Raw genomic sequence first — 18,365 nt, 5'->3', positions numbered from 1 at the left:
TTGTGAGAATTTGTTATGCCCAATCTTGTTCTTTAGAAAATTATATTGAAACAATCTCCTTACCTAACTTCTTTAACATATCCTCGTAAAAAGTATCTTTCCCAATACAAATAATTCGATCACAAAGCTCGTTTATCTCATCCATATCATGTGAAGTATAAATAATGATTCGTTGATGTTCTTTGGCTTGCTTCCATAGATACGACCCAATCTCTTTTTTTGATTTTAAATCAATCCCTACTGTTGGCTCATCTAAGAGTAATACCGTAGGGTCATGAATTAGTGTAATTGCTATATTTAACTTTCGTTTCATTCCACCAGAAAGTGTTTTTACGGGGTCTTTCCACTTATCTAAATTCATGTCTAAACAAATATTTCTTAATTCCTCTGTTGTTTTAGAATGGAAAGATAGTTTTTCAAAAAAATGCATGTTTTCCTTCACGGATAACTCTTCCCAAATTGCTATATCTTGTGGAACATAGCCAATTAACTTTCTGATTTCCTTCCGGTTATTAGAATAAGTAAATTGATTAAAACTAATATCCCCTCGATTGGGCTTCTCAATAGTCGCTAATATTCGTAATAGAGTAGATTTTCCAGCTCCATTTTCTCCAACGAGTCCAATAATTTCACCTGGATTAACAGAAAAGGAGAGGTCTTCAATTACTTTATTTTTTCCATACTTTTTAGAAAGGTTTTCTAGTTTAAGCATTAGCAATCTCCTTTCGAATGAAGGCTAACATTACAGTAAGTAAGCTAATCAAAAGCCAAACGATTGTAATCTCACCAGACACAAATGCATGTAGTGGGTTTAAATACTCCAACAAGGGTTGCTTAGGAATAAATCCTTCAATAGGTACAATTACTCCACTTAAGATGAGCAGCATTAATGTGATCAGAATTGAAAAACTATAATAAAAGGATAGTCTCTTAAAGAATTGTGCGATACCAAATGACAGCAAAGAAACCATGATACGAAAACTTATAAGTTCAAGGATAAACCTAGTAGATATAGATTCATTAAGAAATACAGAAAACACAACGATACTAATTAAATCAAATAGAAAAAATAATCCGATGTATAGAAAGAGTGTTCGTGCAAAATAGCTAGTCCGTGTCATTTTTAAAAAAGAAAAACGAGTAGATACTGCTAATTCTCGTTCACGAATAATCCAGTCCATTAGAAATAATGTACTAAGTAAACTGAGCACTGCCCAGATACCCCATGTATTCCAGTTTAATAGGGAAGGAGTTTCTGTACTTTCTACTGTATTTGAATAAACAAAATCCGTGTTCAATAGATTCTCTTCCAGCTGTATTTGCTTACTGCGATTAACGATCTCTTCGAATGTCAACGTTCCCTCAAACTCTCTTTGGAGAAATAGAGCAGCTTTGGCACGTACGGACTTTTCTTGTACGAGTGAAACAATCATTTCTTTTACTGGAGAATAAGCAAAGGAAAGGTCTGTTCTATAGCTTGTGAGAACATTATTTCTTCGACCATTTAAAATATTGTTTTCGAAGCCTTTTTCAATTATAAATACACTATCTACATCATGTTGTTTTAGTTCATGAACTGCTTCTTCCTCCGTCATTTCCATGACATGAATCATTTCAGAGGTTACCAATTCTTGAAGCAGTTCATTAGCAAGATTCGATTCTTCTTCCAATACGATAGCAATTGGGACTCTTGCATCTTCTTGAAGCGTAGTAGCTGATGTAATAAACAGAAATGTTCCAACAGTAGGTAATAATAGCCAAATGAGCAAATTTAATGTTCTTCTTTTCCAAAGGAGTAAGCGTGTATATAAAAGATTAATCATGACTTAACACGCTCCTTTAATAACGATATTCCGACTAAAGTAAATGCTCCAGTACCAAGTGATAATAAAAGCGGAATAAAATCCACATAAGTTCGTCCATTAAGTAGAATTTCCTCTAACCAATAAAATGCTTGATAAGTAAAAACAAATGGTAAGAATTCCTGTATGTATAGCGGCAGATAGATGGCTGGGATAAGCGAGCCACTAGCTAATAAAATAATTCCTATTGTAATTACCTGTATAAATAATCGAAGCTTATTAGATGGTATAAGCGTTTCAATAATAGTAATAACAAATAAAATAAGAAGAATATAAATACCAATAATAGCGATTAATGAAGTAAAATTCTCTTTTACTGATGTTATGTCAAGAAATTGTTGCAGGATAACAAGTAAAATCCCACCCAATAGTGTAGTTAGAATAAATGAAATAACGATTCTTGCCATTATTTGTTGAAGTTCTGTTACACCATAAAGGCTCATTCTAATTCTTATTTGTTTTGTCTGTTCACGAATAAATAGGTGATAAATCGATACAATCCAAATCGTTAAAACAAAAAAGAAAACTGCTAATCCAAAGTATTCTTTTGGTGAGGTTGTAACATTATTTGTTAATTCATTTTGCTTTAAAGCACTATCTCGACCAATAGCATAAATAAGAAATTCGTTGAATTGCTCTAGTACGATTTGATTTCGTTCTTTAGAATCTATACCCATTTCATGAAGATAACGGTTAATTGTCAAAATGTTTGCCTGGGAAACTCCAATATGTCTGGCAGCACTCTCTACTAATTCTTTAATTAAAAAGCTCTCCGTTTGTCGAGCGGGATTACCGACAATTGTTACGATAACAGAATCACCATCGTATAGTTTCTGTGCAAATTCTTCTGGAAATAATATATAGGAAACTAATTCATCATCAATAATTTTTCTTTCTGCATCTTCCTTAGTAAGTTGGTTGATTTGAATATGCTCACCAAGTTGAGATGAGTCTTCTAATAATTGAACAATCATTTTTGTTTCTTTTGACTGATCTAAATCCACTAATCCAATTTGTAATGGTTCATTTTCAAGGTTGTTAAAATATATAACAATGAAACTGGCGATAATACTTAATAAAAGAAAAGGAAAGAGCAAAAGAAGAGGAAGTGTTATCCACTTCCTCCTGAGCTGTAATAGATTATTTTTGGTGAATAGTGTTACTAACTTCAGGAATTGCATAAGGTTCACCTACTTAACTATCAATCAATTAAAAGCCAAAACCAATTATACCCATCATCCATTTTTCAAACTCTGGCATTACATCATTTTCAAAGTAGGATGTAATTTCATCGATGGACATGCTGCCTATATCTTTCACTTCATCTTCATTTGGAAGTTCAATACTGTCAACTAATTTAGATTCTTTATCAACATAGAGTATTACTAAGTCTTGCATAATATCATCACTGCCAACAGTAAACTCATGTGAAGAATTCATTTGATCTCCATCATATTCTGAATTACCAGTCCAGATTAAATCGAATTGATATCCTGTTTCATCGATAAAGGATACAGTTCGATCGAAATCACGTTTACTATCTTTTAATGTTTCATTAGATTCATAGATTAATTGGATAGAATCAACGGATACAGTAATTTTATCTTGGATATTACCGTCATCATTAGAAAGTTCTCCAACTAATGAAAGTGAATAATCAATTCCTTGATCCTCTACTCCGAAATCATAGTCAAATGTTACATCTGTTTCATTTTTCTTTAATGTTCCGGAAATATAGAAAGTAACGAGTTGGTCATTTGTTGGTCCCATTTCCATGGAGAAATCACGTTTAACAATTACATCATCACTTACCCATATCGTTGAAGTAAATCCATTTGGTATAACAAAGCTATCAAGTCCATCAATCGCATCTTGCATTGCTGTTTCAAATTCACTTTCAAAATCAGAAAGACCTAAGTCAACACCTTCACCAAATACAACTGGTCCAGTAACTTGTGTTTGAACATAGTCTAACAAGATTTCTTTTAGACGCTCATCTTCGGCCATTTTTGATAACGTATCAGTAAGAATTTTCTTAACTTGTTCTTCAGTTAAATGGAATGTAATTTTTTCAGTTTTAATATTATCATCACCAATTTTAACTGTTTCATCGGCTGATTCAAATGCCTCATCAGGTAACGCATCATAGATTTCTTTTCCATATTCTTCTTCTAAATATTTAATATCTTCTTCGGCCATAATATTGCGGTCAAAGAACATGCCGAAATCAATCTTTTCTTCTCCAGTAAAGGTAGGGTCAAACTGTTGTCCTAACTTACCGAAATCGTCACCCTTTAATTGTAGTATTTCATTAATAAATGGTAAACCTAGCATAAATCGATCTTCAGTTAGATAAACGTTAATGTCTTCAATTGTAAAATTACCGAAACCACCTTGTATTTCAGCGGCTGCAACTTTTTCTTTGTAGTCTAAACCTGTTGTAATCGTAATCGTCGAATTATTAATAATTTGTTCCGGAGTGACGTAAGCTGTTCCATCAGAAAGTGGCATATTTACTTCTGCGGATAATTCATAGATATCTTGGATCGGATTTTCTTGTGACTTTTCAGACCATTCTATTTCAGATTCATAACGTTCTTTTAATTGTTCCTCGAAAAATTCAAATGTGTTCTTTTCCGATAAGAAATAACTTTGTTTTGGAGAGTTGTTGTCTAGTAGTACAAATGCTGCTACACTTCCTCCTAAAAGTAGAACGACAGCTGCAACAATAATTGCTGTTAGTTTAGTAAACCCCTTTTTCTTCAGTTTGACATCTTGATTGTAATCTTCCATTGATATTCCCCTTTCAAATAATTACATAAAAATAGAAGGATAAAGCAATATATCCATTGTACAATAATAAGCTAAAAATGAATAAACAAAATTGAATTTTTTAAAAATGATTCTAAATGCTTAGTTACCCTAAGAAAATTTACTCACCTCATAGTTCTTTAGACCTTTGTGTGCGTCATTGATATAGAAATAGATATGATAATAATATATATTAGACAAGCATAGGTATAATGACATGTTTTTAAGGAATTAATTATTAATGTGTCTAGACTTGATAAAGAAATTAAAAAAGGCATCCAATTCGGATACCTTCATTTTATCTTCAATTTGATGATGCGTTTTTAACTCCTTGTTCAAGAGCTTCAACCATTTCCTGTTTTTCTTGTTCGTCGGATTGATTCCAAATCAACTCGAATAATACACCTAATCCAGGAAGCATTTTTTCTTCACCAGATTGAATAGCATCTACAATAGTTGCTTCTAGTTGGTTTTGGTCATTCGATGCAATGTTAGATATTATTGCATTACGTAAATTTAGATTCAAAAAATCACCCCTTAATTGGATTAAACTATGGATAGTTTGACCAGTTTAGGATTAAATATGTATGATGATATAAGATTAAAAGATAGGGATGAATAAATTGATTACATCATTAAAGAATGAAAAGGTAAAAAATTGGCGTAAACTACATAATCGTAAAGATAGGATGAAGACAGAAACATTTATTATTGAAGGTTTTCATTTAATTCAAGAAGCGATAAAAAGTAATTGGAAAATAAAAGAGATTATCATCCAAAATGACATAGATTTACCATCTTGGATAAATGATGAAGATATACTTGTAACAGTTGTTGAAGAACATGTATTTCAACATATTTCTCAAACTAAAGCTCCACAAGGTATTGCAGCTGTACTGCAAATTCAAGCTAATTCCATGATTAGTGGAAATCGTGTCCTGTTACTTGATCGTATTCAAGATCCAGGAAATTTAGGAACTATTATTCGAACAGCAGATGCAGCAGGTTTTGATGCGGTTGTTCTAGGCGAGGGGACTGTTGACTTATATAATGATAAAGTTATTCGGTCAACACAAGGCTCATTATTCCATATACCAGTCGTTCAGGATAATTTAAGTGTGTGCATTAACCATTTAAAGGATAAAGGTTACAGTATTTGGGCTAGTGCCCTCACGAATTCAAAAAACTTTCATAGTGTAAAGCCAACAGAGAAAGTTGCGCTAATTTTAGGTAATGAAGGATCTGGGATAGATCCAGGATTAATTGACTTATCGGATGAAATAGTGAAGATACCTATTTATGGTAAAGCTGAATCGTTAAATGTAAGTATCGCAGCAGGTATTCTAATGTATTATATCATGGGATAAATGTTGCATTTTATAGGCAAAATGACTATAATTTAATCTATATGTAAATAAACGAAAAGCGATGAAAGAGCGATTAATAGTTATAAATGATTACCAGGGAGAAATGCCTGAGACTGAAAGCATTTCAATCATGAGCTAGTTAATCTTTCACTCTGGAGCTGACACTTGGACCTATTCATAGTAAAGGTGTTCCGGATTATTCCGTTATTCAAACTTAAGTTGGACACAGTAATTGTGTCAACAAGGGTGGTACCGCGACCAAAGCCTCGTCCCTTTTATTAGGGATAGAAGGCTTTTTTTGTTGCAATAAGACGACTAACTTTCAAGTTATGAATTAATTGTAAGCAGGAGCGGTTCGAATATATACTTTGCTTTCCGTGGGCATGGCTAATAAAAAATTAGGAGGTATAAACATGCAAGAACAATTAAAAGCGATACAGCAAGAAGCACTATCTAAAGTAGAAGAAGTAAACGACTTAAAAGAATTACAAGCTATTAAAGTAGCGTACCTAGGAAAAAAAGGTTCACTAACTCAAGTATTACGAGGTATGGGTAAACTTTCCCCAGAAGAAAGACCAGTTGTTGGAGAGATTGCCAACCAAGTTCGTGAAGCGATTACAACTGCTATTGAAGAGAAAAATACGATTTTAGAAAATGCTGCATTAGAAAAACAGCTTCAAGCAGAATCAATTGATGTAACTTTACCAGGTAGACCAGTCAAAGTAGGTGGCCCACACCTATTAACAAAAGTAATTGAAGAAATTGAAGATCTGTTTATAGGGATGGGGTATGAAGTGCGTGAAGGCCCTGAAGTTGAAACAGACTATTATAACTTTGAAGCGTTAAACTTACCTAAAGACCACCCAGCAAGAGATATGCAAGATTCATTCTATATTACGAATGAACTATTACTTAGAACACATACATCACCAGTTCAAGCACGTACAATGAAAGAATATAACGGTGAAAAAGGCTTCAAGATGATTTGTCCAGGAAAAGTGTATCGACGCGATACAGATGACGCAACACATTCACATCAATTCACACAAATCGAAGGACTTTATGTCGATAAAGATGTGAAAATGAGTGATTTAAAAGGTGTACTAAACGTCTTTGCTAAAAGAATGTTCGGAGAAGACCGTAAAATTCGTTTAAGACCAAGTTTCTTCCCATTCACAGAACCTTCAGTTGAAATGGATATTTCTTGTAAGGTTTGTGATGGACATGGTTGTAATGTATGTAAAGGAACAGGATGGATTGAGATTTTAGGAGCAGGCATGGTACATCCGAATGTTTTAGAAATGGGCGGTTATGATCCTAACGTGTATTCTGGATTTGCATTTGGAATGGGGCCAGAACGAATTGCAATGCTGAAATACGGAGTAAATGATATTCGTCAGTTCTATTTAAATGATAGTAGATTCCTAAAACAATTCCATCAGGCGTAAGAGGAGGGTTTATTAATGTTAGTTTCATTAAATTGGTTAAAAGAGTATGTAGATATAGACGGTATAAGTCCAGAAGAGTTGGCTGAGAAAGTAACGAAATCTGGGATTGAAGTAGACAGTGTAGAATATATAGCGGAGAATAGCTCTAATGTAGTTATTGGCTATATTGAATCTTGTGAGAAACATCCAAATGCCGATAAATTAAACTTATGTCAAGTCAATGTGGGCGAAGAAACGTTACAAATTATTTGTGGAGCACCTAATGTTCGTCAAGGTCAAAAAGTTGCAGTTGCTAAACCAGGTGCTGTATTACCTGGAAACTTTAAAATAAAAAAAGCAAAGCTTCGTGGTGTAGAATCGTTTGGGATGATTTGTTCATTGCAAGAACTTGGATTTGATGAGAAGCATATTGCAAAAGAATATGCAGAAGGTATTTTTGTTTTCCCTGAAGATGCACCAGTTGGGGAAAGTGTAGAACCGTTATTAAATTCAACGGATGCTGTATTAGAATTTGATCTAACTCCAAACCGTGCAGACTGTTTAAGTATGTTAGGTGTTGCATATGAGGTCGGAGCTTTATTAGATAAACCTGTTAATCTTCCGAGTGAAAAAGTAAATGCAACAACGGAGAAGGCAGCAGATTATATTTCTGTAAAAGTGGACGATGAAAAACTTAACCCGTACTACGGAGCTTTTGTCATTAAAGATGTTGAAATTAAAGCTTCTCCACTTTGGATGCAAAATTATTTACTAGCAGCTGGAATTCGCCCAATTAATAACGTAGTCGATATTACAAACTACGTACTACTTGAATATGGTCAACCACTTCATGCGTTTGATTACGATCGATTGAACTCAAAAGAAATTGTCGTTCGAAAAGCAACAGAAGGTGAGAAAATCATTACGTTAGATGATGTGGAGCGAACGCTAACTTCTGAAAACTTGGTCATCACTAATGGCAAAGAGCCAGTAGCACTTGCTGGTGTCATGGGTGGTGCAAATTCTGAAGTAACTAGTGAAACTACAAATATTTTATTGGAAGCAGCTTATTTTGATTCGATCTCCATTCGTAAAACTGTGAAAGCAACAGGGCTTCGTAGTGAAGCAAGTACACGCTATGAAAAAGGAATTGACCCAAATCGAGTTCGGCAGGCTGGTTTAAGAGCTTGTCATTTACTTGAAAAGTATGCAGGTGGGAAAGTTCTTGAAGGTGTTGTAGAATTTGATAAACTGGATCGTTCTGAACAAACAGTTGCAATTGATACAAAGACTATTAATCATCGACTAGGTACAACTATTACTTCAGATGAAATAGCAAAAATTCTTGAGCGATTACAATTTAATTATGAGCGCAATGATGAACAATTTACAGTGTATGCACCTACTCGACGTGGAGATATTGCTATTTTTGAGGATATGTTGGAAGAGGTAGCAAGAATTTATGGTTATGATAACTTACCATTCACATTGCCAACAGGAACAACAACTGTCGGTGGATTAACGAAAAAACAACAGCTCCGTCGCTCAATAAAAAATTACTTGGAAGGTGTTGGCTTGTTAGAAACAAGAACATATTCCTTAACGAGTGAAACTTATGTGAGAAAACTTGTTAGTCCTGAAATTAAAGAATTAAATCCTACACCAATTAGTTTAGCAATGCCAATGAGTGAAGAACATAAATATTTACGTTTAAGTATTCTACCAGAACTATTAAAGACAGTAAGTTATAACTTAGCCCGCAATCAAGCAAACTTAGCTTATTATGAGATTGGTTCTATTTTTGTAACGGACGAACAAGAAGTAACAAAACAACCAGACGAACAGCTGAGAGTATCTGGAGTGCTAACTGGTAAATGGTTAGAAAACCTGTGGCAACAAGAAAATAAAAAAGTGGATTTCTATGTTGTTAAAGGAATTGTAGAAGGATTGTTTAACCATTTAGAATTACCATTACGTGTTAAACAGGTTCAAATACCAGATATGCATCCAGGAAGAACAGCATCGTTATTACTAGGGGACAAATTAGTAGGATTTATTGGTCAATTACATCCTGCGCTAGAAAAAGAGTTAGATTTAAAAGAGACTTATGTATTTGATATTAATGTAGAGGCTATCTTAGAAACTCATCACCATGAACCAAGTTACATGCAAATCCCAAGATATCCTTCAGTAACAAGGGATATTGCGTTTATACTAGATGATCGTGTTGCTGCAGGTGATGTGAAAGAAACAATTGAAGAAGTGGGAGCACCACTAGTGAAATCCGTGCAAGTCTTTGACGTCTATAAAGGAGACCATTTAGAAGAAGGTAAGAAATCTATTGCTTACAGTCTCCTTTACCAAGATCCAGAGAAAACGTTAGTGGACGAAGAAGTAGAAAACTCATACCAAGCAATTATTGCAGCGGTAAGCGAAAAACATGGAGCATATGTACGATCATAATAAAGAGGAAAAAGGCTATTTTTTTGAAATAGCCTTTTTTCATTTTCAAAATTGTTATTGATTCACTCTGTTATCTGCTAGACGTTAAAATTTTCAGAAATATATGATAGAATGGAAGGAAACCTTAAAATGGAAAGGAGTCATTATGAGGAAAAAGAGAAAGTGGATTATTGTAGCTGTTATTTTATTAATAATCGTTATTTCTCAAATATTTGTTAACGTAAAATACCTATACAACCCAGTTACCTTCCCGAAAGGAAATGTCTCAGACATAACGAGATTATCTTATACAGACTTTATTAGACCATTAGTATTTGAAGCGGTTACTTGGGATAATGATGGAAATCAGTATTTTTATCAGTATATATCTGATGAAAAGGAAATAAAGAACATGATTAAGCTTTTCGATAAATCCACTAAATTAGTTGACTATTCAATGGATGACTTTTTGGAAGATATGAATGAAGCAGAGACAATTGGGAAATACACTTTTCACCTGAAGCAATTAGTAATTGTAAATGGACAGGAAATTGCAGGTAAAACACTTTTTTCATTTGATTTTTATGAGGGGAAAGAGGTTTTTAAAGTATCCAATGCTCATTTTTATGAGTTAACTAATGAATTTAGGGATGCCTTATTTTCTGCTTTATCTGATGAGAGTAAGTGGGTTGCTTATTAATATTGAATAATTTGTGAGGTGAAATGTATGAACATTGATTTAATGAAAGAAACAGACTTGCCAAAAGTTGCTGAGTTTTTGGCTCTTCTCAATAATAATCAAGAGTCTCATATTGGATATTGTGGAACAGATGTAACCGAAATTTTAGCATACATAAAAGAAGAAATTCCATTGATGAAAAGTCTTGTTACAGCATTTAACAATGGTGATCTTGTTGGGGTTGTTGGGTATGAACCAGATTTTGAAAGCAAAGTGGCAGAAATATGGGGCCCGTTTGTTTTACCAGGATTTCAAGATTCCATCGAGTTGATGTGGAATAAATTGAATGAAATATTGCCTAAAGATATAGAGATACTATACCTATTTCCTAATAAGAAGAATGAAGTTGTTCGCGATTTTGCAAATAAACAAAGTTTTATTGAGAATGGAAATGATTTAATATTAGAATTTAACCGGGCGGATAGTGAAAAATTAAAAAATGTAACGTTAGAAGAGATAACGAATTACTATTACCAAGAATTTATTTCTTTACATAACGAGACGTTTCCAGGTACTTATTATAGTGGTGAGGACATAGTAGTGAGATTAAATGACAACAATAAAGTCTTTATTATTACTGATGGAGAAGGTTTGTCAGGTTATCTATATGTAGAGGCACAACCCGAATTTGGAGATGCGAGTATTGAGTTTTTTGCTGTATCCGAGAATAATCGTGGAAAAGGTATCGGTGCAAGATTATTAACCGGGGCATTAAACTGGTTGTTCTCATTTGATACGATAGATTCTATTAATCTATGTGTAGATGCTAATAATGAGAATGCAAATCGATTGTATCAAAAAGTAGGTTTTCGTATTAAACATGAAATGTGTTCCTATAAAAAGTTTAGCAGCTCGCGGATCGTAGTAGGAATGTAAATGTATACTGTTGTGGTGATAATATGCAAATAAGGTGGCTCAAACGATCATTAGAAGTACTTGTAATTATTGTTCTTTTAATCAGTTTCTATTTTTTACTAAAAAGAAGTCAGTATAACCCAACAGAAAGTCTAGAACATTCTGCTCTATTTGCTGAGCTTAATTTGAAGTTTATTCAAACTCAAGTAATACTTTTTATCCTTCTAATTATTCGTTTTTTTGTAAAGAAGCGTTATTTAGAATTACTGGAGAAAGAAAACGGGGAGAATGTAAAATAAGGGTGAGACAAAAGCTTTTACTACATAGTAAAAACCGAACTACTATATGATTTGGGTGCAACTAACCCGCTCCGGAAATATACTTTGCTTTCACTTTCGAGTACAGGGGCGACATCTGCTCGAAAGAACCATCGCAGTGTCTACCTTGCCGCGGGCGGCTGGTGAGCCAGGCTACTACTTGAATAAGCTTCTTCGCTGCCTTGCACCGAGGAAACTTTCTTCGTAGCATGACTTGCAGACGCAGGTGCATCAACGGGGTCTCACCGTTGCCTTGCTTCCCGCAGGACAAGGAACGCTTCGTCAGCGAAACATCGCACGAAGAAAAAGCGTTTTCCTTTTTCGAGGAGTCTCCGTATATTTCCGGAGCTGATGTATAGTATTGTCCAATTTCAAAAAAAGAAAATCAGTTTTGCTAAAGCCTCATAATTTATAAATACTTTCTTGCTTTCTGTGTGTTTGCGAAGTGTATTTTAGCGCATGATTCTAACGTAGCTTCTCCTTTTTCCTTTATAACTCTAGCTATCGTTTGGTCCACTTTTTTGGAAGCTCCTTTATTTAATTCAAATCCAATTTGGTCAGAGAGTTTTTCCATTTCCTTCACAAAACTTGCTCTTGCAATAATAGAAGCGGTAGCAACAGCTATAGAATAGCTTTCTGCTTTTGTCATAAAAAAGGTTTTTGAAGGAAGATGCTCTCCCTCAGAGCTAATATGTCGGGTATATATACCTGGTTCACAAAATTGATCTATTAATATACCCTCATACTCTTTTCCATTAATCTTCCCTAATAAATTTTGAATAGCATGGTGATGAAGCATTGCTTTCATTTTCCCTTGGGACCAACCTTTTCTCTGTAGAGCGTTATACTTTGGATTATGTAATATAAGTAAAGAATACGGGATACGTAATTGAGCAATTTCGCTAGCTAATTTCGTAATCATCGGATCTGTTAAATCTTTTGAATCCTTAATACCGAGTTTCCGTAACTTGTCAATTTGTGCAGCATCTATGTATGCACTAGCAACAGTAATAGGTCCAAAATAATCACCTGTTCCTGCCTCGTCTGAACCAATGTGTGAAGCTAGAAATAATGTTTCAGGTGGTGTATATCTTGGAGAAGGAGTTGGTTTTGCTTTTTGTAATTGCTGCGTTGTTTGTCCTCCTTCCCACTTCACTATTTCAACATGTGGATTACTCCCTTGAAATAATACTTTTCCTGATTTATACGCAGTAATAACTGCTTCATTTGTTTTCGCACGGAAAATAGCACCTTGAGGCGTAGCAGTTAATGAGTTATGATAATATTGTTTCATTTTTTCGATAATATCTATGGAGAGTATAAGTACATTTTGTGACACGTTGCCATCATCCTTTCTATATAAATGACTATATCAAAGTATAAAGAAGAAAGAAAAGAGAAAAAAACAGGTAAGAACAGTTTCCTAATTGACATTCTTCATGTTAAGATAAAAGAAATAAAAAAATGCTAGAATCGTATGAAATAATAGGAGGGTAACCCTAGTGACCCATAAACAAGAAAAAACTCGGGTAACGGTTGAAATAAGAAATAGATCCTATACGATAGTTGGGAATGAGGATGCTAGTCACGTAAAATTAGTAGCTAGCCTTGTTGATCAGAAAATGAGAGAAATTCATGAAATGAATCCTTCACTTGATACAGCTAGTCTTGCTGTTTTAACTGCGATAAATACAATGAATGATCATTTGATACTAAAAGAAGAGTACGCCACTCTATTAGGTTCAATTAAACGAGAAAGAGGATAATTTACATATGGTTAACTTAATACTTATTAGTTTATTACTATTTGGATTCCTTGTTGGATTAAAGAGGGGGTTAATCCTGCAAGCGGTTCATCTTATAGGGTTTATTGTTGCATTTATTGTAGCAGCACTTTTTTATGATGACTTATCGAAGCATTTTGGCCTATTAATCCCTTATCCAGAGTTGAAAAATGACAGTCTATGGGCTGACTTTCTACAAGCTATGCCCTTAGAAACAGCATTTTACAATGCAATTTCCTTCGCTTTAATTTTCTTTATTGTGAAATTTGGATTACAGATCTTTGCTTCCATGATTGATGTTATTGCTTCATTACCAATCTTAAATTCTATTAATAAAATATTAGGCGCAATACTAGGTTTCTTAGAAGTATACTTAATTATTTTTGTTATTTTATTTATTATTGCCCTTACACCTATTGAAGCAGTACAACAATATATTAATAATTCAAGTGTTGCATTATTTATTGTAGAAAATACTCCATATTTTTCTGATAAAATAAAAGACTTATGGTCTACCCATATTGTCACCATGATGAATTTATAATTAATAAGGCTAATTCAAATACTAGGAATATCTTTGTATGGTCGGTACAATACATATATATCCTAATGAATTAGCCTTATTTTTGATTGATTACTAAGTAATATTTCAGGTAGGTGTATTAAAATGGAAATTAATAAAAAAGATGTTATTAAATTATTAGAAACAATTGCTGTATATTTAGAACTTAAAGGGGAAAATCCATTTAAGATATCGGCGTTTAGAAAAGCAGCACAGGCATTAGAACGGGATGAACGTTCATTATCAGATATAAAAGATTTTACCCAAATTAAGGGGATTGGAAAAGGAACAAATACAGTAATATTGGAATACTTACAAGAAGGTAAGTCAAACACTTTAGAGGAATTAAAAGAAGAAATTCCTTCTGGTTTGTTACCATTGCTTAATGTCCCGGGACTTGGTGGTAAAAAGTTGGCCAAGCTATATCAAGAGTTACAAGTAATTGATGCAACAAGCCTTAAAGATGCGATTGAGAGTGGAAAAGTTGAAACTCTGGCTGGATTTGGAAAGAAATCTGCGGAAAAGATACTTGCTGCGTTAAATGAGTTTGGTAAGCGTCCAGAACGATTACCTATAGCATATATGTTGCCAATAGCAGAGCAAATTGAAATCTACTTAGAAACTATCTCAGAAGTCCAACAATTTTCTCGTGCTGGATCATTAAGAAGAATGAGAGAGACGATTAAAGATTTGGATTTTATTATTGCAACAGAGAACCCAACAGAAGTACGAGAACAGTTATTTATGATACCTAATCTAAAAGAAGTTATTGCAAAAGGGGATACGAAAATATCTGTCACCCTTGACGATGTATATGATGTTAATGTAGATTTTCGACTAGTTACCTCAAAAGAGTTTGCTACTACTCTTCATCATTTTACAGGTTCAAAAGATCATAATGTCATGATGCGTCAATTGGCAAAATCTAGGGGAGAAAAAATTAATGAATATGGTATTGAGGTAGATGAAACAAAAGAAGTCATTACTTTTTCATCCGAGAAAGATTTCTTTAATCATTTTGGTCTACAATTTATTCCCCCAGAAGTAAGGGAAGGTACTGGAGAAGTTGAAGCATTTAATAACAATGTTGAATTAGTTGAATTAAAAGATGTTCGTGGTGACCTACACATGCATACTACTTGGAGTGATGGGGCACAGACATTAGAAGAAATGGTAAATCAAGCAAGAAGCTATGGGTATGATTATATTGCTATTACTGATCACTCTAAGAATTTACGAGTAGCTAATGGACTTGATGAAGATAGATTACGACAACAAAGAGAAGAAATTTATAAGTTAAATGAGAAGTACTCTGATATCCATATTTTTGCGGGAGTAGAAATGGATATTTTGCCTGATGGATCATTAGATTTTTCGGATGAGTTCCTTAAAGAATTAGACTATTGTATTGCTGCTATCCATTCGAGCTTTAGTCAGACAGAAGAACAAATTATGAAAAGATTATACACTGCGTTAGACAATCCATATGTTTCTCTGATAGCACACCCAACAGGAAGGCTGATTGGCAGGAGAGATGGATATAAAGTAAATATGGAAAAACTAATTGAAAGAGCGAGGGAAACGAATACCGCACTCGAGATTAACGCAAATCCTAATCGATTAGATATTTCAGCAGAATGGGCTAGAGCTTGTCTAGAAGCAGGCGTGAAGATTGCTGTTAATACAGATGCCCATAATTACAAAATGTTAGAACATATGAAATATGGCATAAGTGTTGCAAGAAAAGGATGGTTACCGAAAGAAACGATCTTAAATACTTGGACAAAAGAGAAACTTATCGAATACTTCAATCGTAATAAATAAGAGAACACCACCTCAAAAAGGAGCAAGTCGATGAATGAACGAATTTTACGAGTAATGGATTTTCAAAAAATTATAGATCGCTTAATACACCATGCTGAAACTTCTATTGGTAAGGACTTAGCTTCTCAGTTAAGACCATCTACTAATTTGGAGGAAGTTAATAAATTACAAGAGGAAACAGATGAGGCTGCTCATGTTATTCGCCTCAATGTCCCAGTTCCACTTGGTGGGATTTTTGATATTCGCCCAAGTTTAAAACGGAGTGTGATTGGTGGTGTTTTAAGTACATCAGAATGTCTAGATGTAGCTAACACAATCTATGGTGGGCGCCAAGTAAAAGGTTTTGTAGAAGGACTAGATGATGAGTTACCAATTTTATCGGAGTTAGTAGTGGGAATATCTCCTTTAAAAGATTTAGAAATGAAGATTAAAAGTTGTATTGATGACCATGGACAAGTAATGGATAGTGCAACTGACAAATTACGGGGGATTCGTACTTCTATTCGGACCCATGAAAGCAGAATTAGGGAGAAATTAGAAAACTATACTCGAACAAAAAGCAATATGCTCTCAGATGCAATTGTAACGATTCGAAATGATCGTTATGTTCTTCCTGTTAAACATGAATATCGTGGAGCAATCGGTGGTATTGTCCATGATCAGTCAGCTTCTGGTCAGACGTTATTTATGGAACCTAAGGCAGTAGTGGATTTAAACAATCAACTCCAAGAACAATATGCTCGCGAAAAACAAGAGATTGAGCGGATTTTAAGAGAATTAAGTCAACAAATTGCAGAAGAAGAAGCCTCCTTGGCTGAGAATGTTCGAATTCTTGCTCAAGTGGATTATATGTTTGCAAGGGCCGAGTTAGGTAGTGAAATGAAGGCATCACGACCAAAGATGAATAATCGGGGTTATATAAAAATGCAACAAGCTAGACATCCATTAATCCCAATCGATGAAGTAGTTGCAAATGATATTGAAATTGGGAAGGATTATACTTCAATTGTTATTACTGGTCCTAATACAGGAGGTAAGACTGTTACATTAAAGATGGTTGGTTTGTGTACACTTATGGCACAATCTGGTCTTCAAGTCCCTGCCCTTGACGGATGTGAAATGGCAGTTTTTGATCATGTTTTTGCTGATATTGGGGATGAGCAGTCAATTGAACAAAACTTAAGTACATTTTCTTCACATATGACAAACATTGTCAATATCTTACAGTATGTAGATGATAAGACATTAGTTTTATTTGATGAATTAGGTGCTGGTACGGACCCTCAAGAAGGTGCGGCATTGGCCATGTCAATTCTAGATGAAGTTATTGCTAGAAATGCTCGTGTAATTGCAACTACACATTATCCAGAATTAAAAGCCTATGGATATAATCGTGAGAATGTTATTAATGCGTCAATGGAGTTCGATGTTCAGTCATTACAACCAACATATCGTTTATTAATTGGAGTTCCTGGTAGGAGTAATGCATTTGAAATTTCGAAGCGGCTAGGACTAGATGATGCGATTATTAATCGCGCTAAAGGCCATATAGGTGTTGATTCTAAAAGTGTTGAGAATATGATTGCATCACTTGAAAAATCAAAGATTCAAGCAGAAAAAGAGTATGAAGAAGCACATCAAATTCTGTTAGAGAGTGAAGAACTTAGAAGGCAAATTGAAGAAGAATGGAATCAATTTGAAAATAAACGAGAAGCATTATTTAAAAAAGCAGAAGAAAAAGCTGAAAAGGCATTAATTAAAGCTAGAGAAGAAGCAGAAATTATCGTTAGTGAAATCCGAAAAATGAAGACAGAAACAAAATTAAAAGAACATGAGTGGATTGAAGCGAAAAAACTTCTAGAGGAAGCTCAGCCAAAACTTACTAACAAAGACAAGAATAAACCAGATGTAAAGCCATCCACTGAGGAGCTTAGTCCTGGTGATGAAATTAAGCTACTAACGATTAATCAAAATGGTTCTGTTCTTGAAAAGGTAAACGATAATGAATATTTAGTGCAAGTTGGAATAATGAAAGTGAAAGTAAAAAGAAGTGATCTACAATTGATTGGAAAACCCAAAGTAACCTATCAAAAGCCGTTAGCAACAGTAAAAGGTTCCAATTATCATGTACCACTGGAACTAGATTTACGAGGGGAAAGATATGAAGATGCATTATTAAAGTTGGAAAAATATGTGGATGATGCTACATTAGCTGGTTATCCTAAAGTATTTATTATCCACGGAAAAGGTACAGGTGCATTGCGTAAAGGTGTCCAGGACTTTGTAAAGAAACATCCAAGTATATCTACATCAAGACCAGGTGCTGCTGGTGAAGGTGGTAGTGGTGTTACGGTTATTGAATTTAAATAAAATAA

At 34.2% G+C, this 18,365-nt stretch carries 16 protein-coding genes and 1 other annotated feature; of the genes, 10 read left to right on the top strand and 6 right to left on the bottom strand.

From position 1 onward, the window contains the following. Positions 1-40: 40 nt before the first annotated feature. The 5 genes from IEV35_RS15890 to sspI all read right to left on the bottom strand — a co-directional run bounded on the left by IEV35_RS15890 (position 41) and on the right by sspI (position 5,199). A complete protein-coding gene (locus tag IEV35_RS15890; protein ID WP_188385654.1) occupies positions 41-712 on the bottom strand; it encodes an ABC transporter ATP-binding protein in 672 nt (223 codons plus the stop codon). Further along, positions 705-1,823, bottom strand: a complete 1,119-nt coding sequence (locus IEV35_RS15885) for an ABC transporter permease (RefSeq protein WP_188385653.1) — start codon at positions 1,821-1,823, stop codon at positions 705-707. Before IEV35_RS15885 ends, IEV35_RS15890 begins: the two co-directional genes overlap by 8 nt. Continuing rightward, complete coding sequence (locus tag IEV35_RS15880; RefSeq protein WP_268237935.1) at positions 1,820-3,043, bottom strand: ABC transporter permease; 1,224 nt, start codon at positions 3,041-3,043, stop codon at positions 1,820-1,822. Before IEV35_RS15880 ends, IEV35_RS15885 begins: the two co-directional genes overlap by 4 nt. Before the next feature lie 28 nt (positions 3,044-3,071). Continuing rightward, positions 3,072-4,655, bottom strand: coding sequence for a DUF6583 family protein (locus IEV35_RS15875; protein WP_188385651.1), 1,584 nt, complete (start codon positions 4,653-4,655; stop codon positions 3,072-3,074). Between the two features lie 322 nt (positions 4,656-4,977). Further along, positions 4,978-5,199, bottom strand: a complete 222-nt coding sequence (gene sspI, locus IEV35_RS15870; RefSeq protein ID WP_188385650.1) for a small acid-soluble spore protein SspI — start codon at positions 5,197-5,199, stop codon at positions 4,978-4,980. Between the two features lie 97 nt (positions 5,200-5,296). Here sspI and IEV35_RS15865 point away from each other — a divergent pair, with 97 nt between their 5' ends. From IEV35_RS15865 to IEV35_RS15840, 6 genes are all read left to right on the top strand, one after another. Next, positions 5,297-6,040, top strand: a complete 744-nt coding sequence (locus tag IEV35_RS15865; protein WP_188385649.1) for a TrmH family RNA methyltransferase — start codon at positions 5,297-5,299, stop codon at positions 6,038-6,040. Between the two features lie 52 nt (positions 6,041-6,092). Continuing rightward, positions 6,093-6,317: a binding site (T-box leader), on the top strand. A 136-nt stretch (positions 6,318-6,453) separates the two neighbouring features. Further along, positions 6,454-7,488: a phenylalanine--tRNA ligase subunit alpha gene (pheS, locus tag IEV35_RS15860; RefSeq protein ID WP_188385648.1), complete on the top strand. Its 1,035-nt coding sequence runs from the start codon at positions 6,454-6,456 to the stop codon at positions 7,486-7,488. A 15-nt stretch (positions 7,489-7,503) separates the two neighbouring features. Next, positions 7,504-9,930: a phenylalanine--tRNA ligase subunit beta gene (gene pheT / locus IEV35_RS15855; RefSeq protein WP_188385647.1), complete on the top strand. Its 2,427-nt coding sequence runs from the start codon at positions 7,504-7,506 to the stop codon at positions 9,928-9,930. A 145-nt stretch (positions 9,931-10,075) separates the two neighbouring features. Beyond that, on the top strand, positions 10,076-10,609 hold the full coding sequence (locus IEV35_RS15850; RefSeq protein ID WP_188385646.1) for a hypothetical protein: 534 nt from the start codon (positions 10,076-10,078) through the stop codon (positions 10,607-10,609). A gap of 27 nt (positions 10,610-10,636) precedes the next feature. Beyond that, positions 10,637-11,524, top strand: a complete 888-nt coding sequence (locus IEV35_RS15845) for a GNAT family N-acetyltransferase (RefSeq protein ID WP_188385645.1) — start codon at positions 10,637-10,639, stop codon at positions 11,522-11,524. Positions 11,525-11,547: 23 nt separating this feature from the next. Then, positions 11,548-11,802, top strand: a complete 255-nt coding sequence (locus IEV35_RS15840; RefSeq protein ID WP_188385644.1) for a hypothetical protein — start codon at positions 11,548-11,550, stop codon at positions 11,800-11,802. 427 nt (positions 11,803-12,229) lie between these two features. On the opposite strand, the gene rnhC is transcribed toward IEV35_RS15840, so the two are convergent. Then, entirely contained in the window at positions 12,230-13,159 is a 930-nt protein-coding gene (gene rnhC / locus IEV35_RS15835; protein ID WP_188385643.1) for a ribonuclease HIII, read from the bottom strand. Positions 13,160-13,322: 163 nt separating this feature from the next. On the opposite strand from rnhC, the gene zapA reads away from it, so the two are divergent. The 4 genes from zapA (at position 13,323) to IEV35_RS15815 (ending at position 18,360) form a co-directional block, all read left to right on the top strand. Beyond that, positions 13,323-13,586, top strand: coding sequence for a cell division protein ZapA (gene zapA / locus IEV35_RS15830; RefSeq protein ID WP_188385642.1), 264 nt, complete (start codon positions 13,323-13,325; stop codon positions 13,584-13,586). 7 nt (positions 13,587-13,593) lie between these two features. Next, on the top strand, positions 13,594-14,148 hold the full coding sequence (locus IEV35_RS15825) for a CvpA family protein (protein ID WP_188385641.1): 555 nt from the start codon (positions 13,594-13,596) through the stop codon (positions 14,146-14,148). Positions 14,149-14,271: 123 nt separating this feature from the next. After that, entirely contained in the window at positions 14,272-15,990 is a 1,719-nt protein-coding gene (gene polX / locus IEV35_RS15820) for a DNA polymerase/3'-5' exonuclease PolX (protein WP_188385640.1), read from the top strand. Positions 15,991-16,020: 30 nt separating this feature from the next. After that, a complete protein-coding gene (locus tag IEV35_RS15815; protein ID WP_188385639.1) occupies positions 16,021-18,360 on the top strand; it encodes an endonuclease MutS2 in 2,340 nt (779 codons plus the stop codon). Positions 18,361-18,365: the final 5 nt, after the last annotated feature.

The organism is Ornithinibacillus halotolerans (assembly GCF_014637405.1).
GTDB classification, from domain to species: Bacteria; Bacillota; Bacilli; order Bacillales; family Amphibacillaceae; genus Ornithinibacillus; species Ornithinibacillus halotolerans.
The sequence above is the reverse complement of the archived record's forward strand: the minus strand, read 5'-3'. Positions and strand labels throughout refer to the sequence as shown.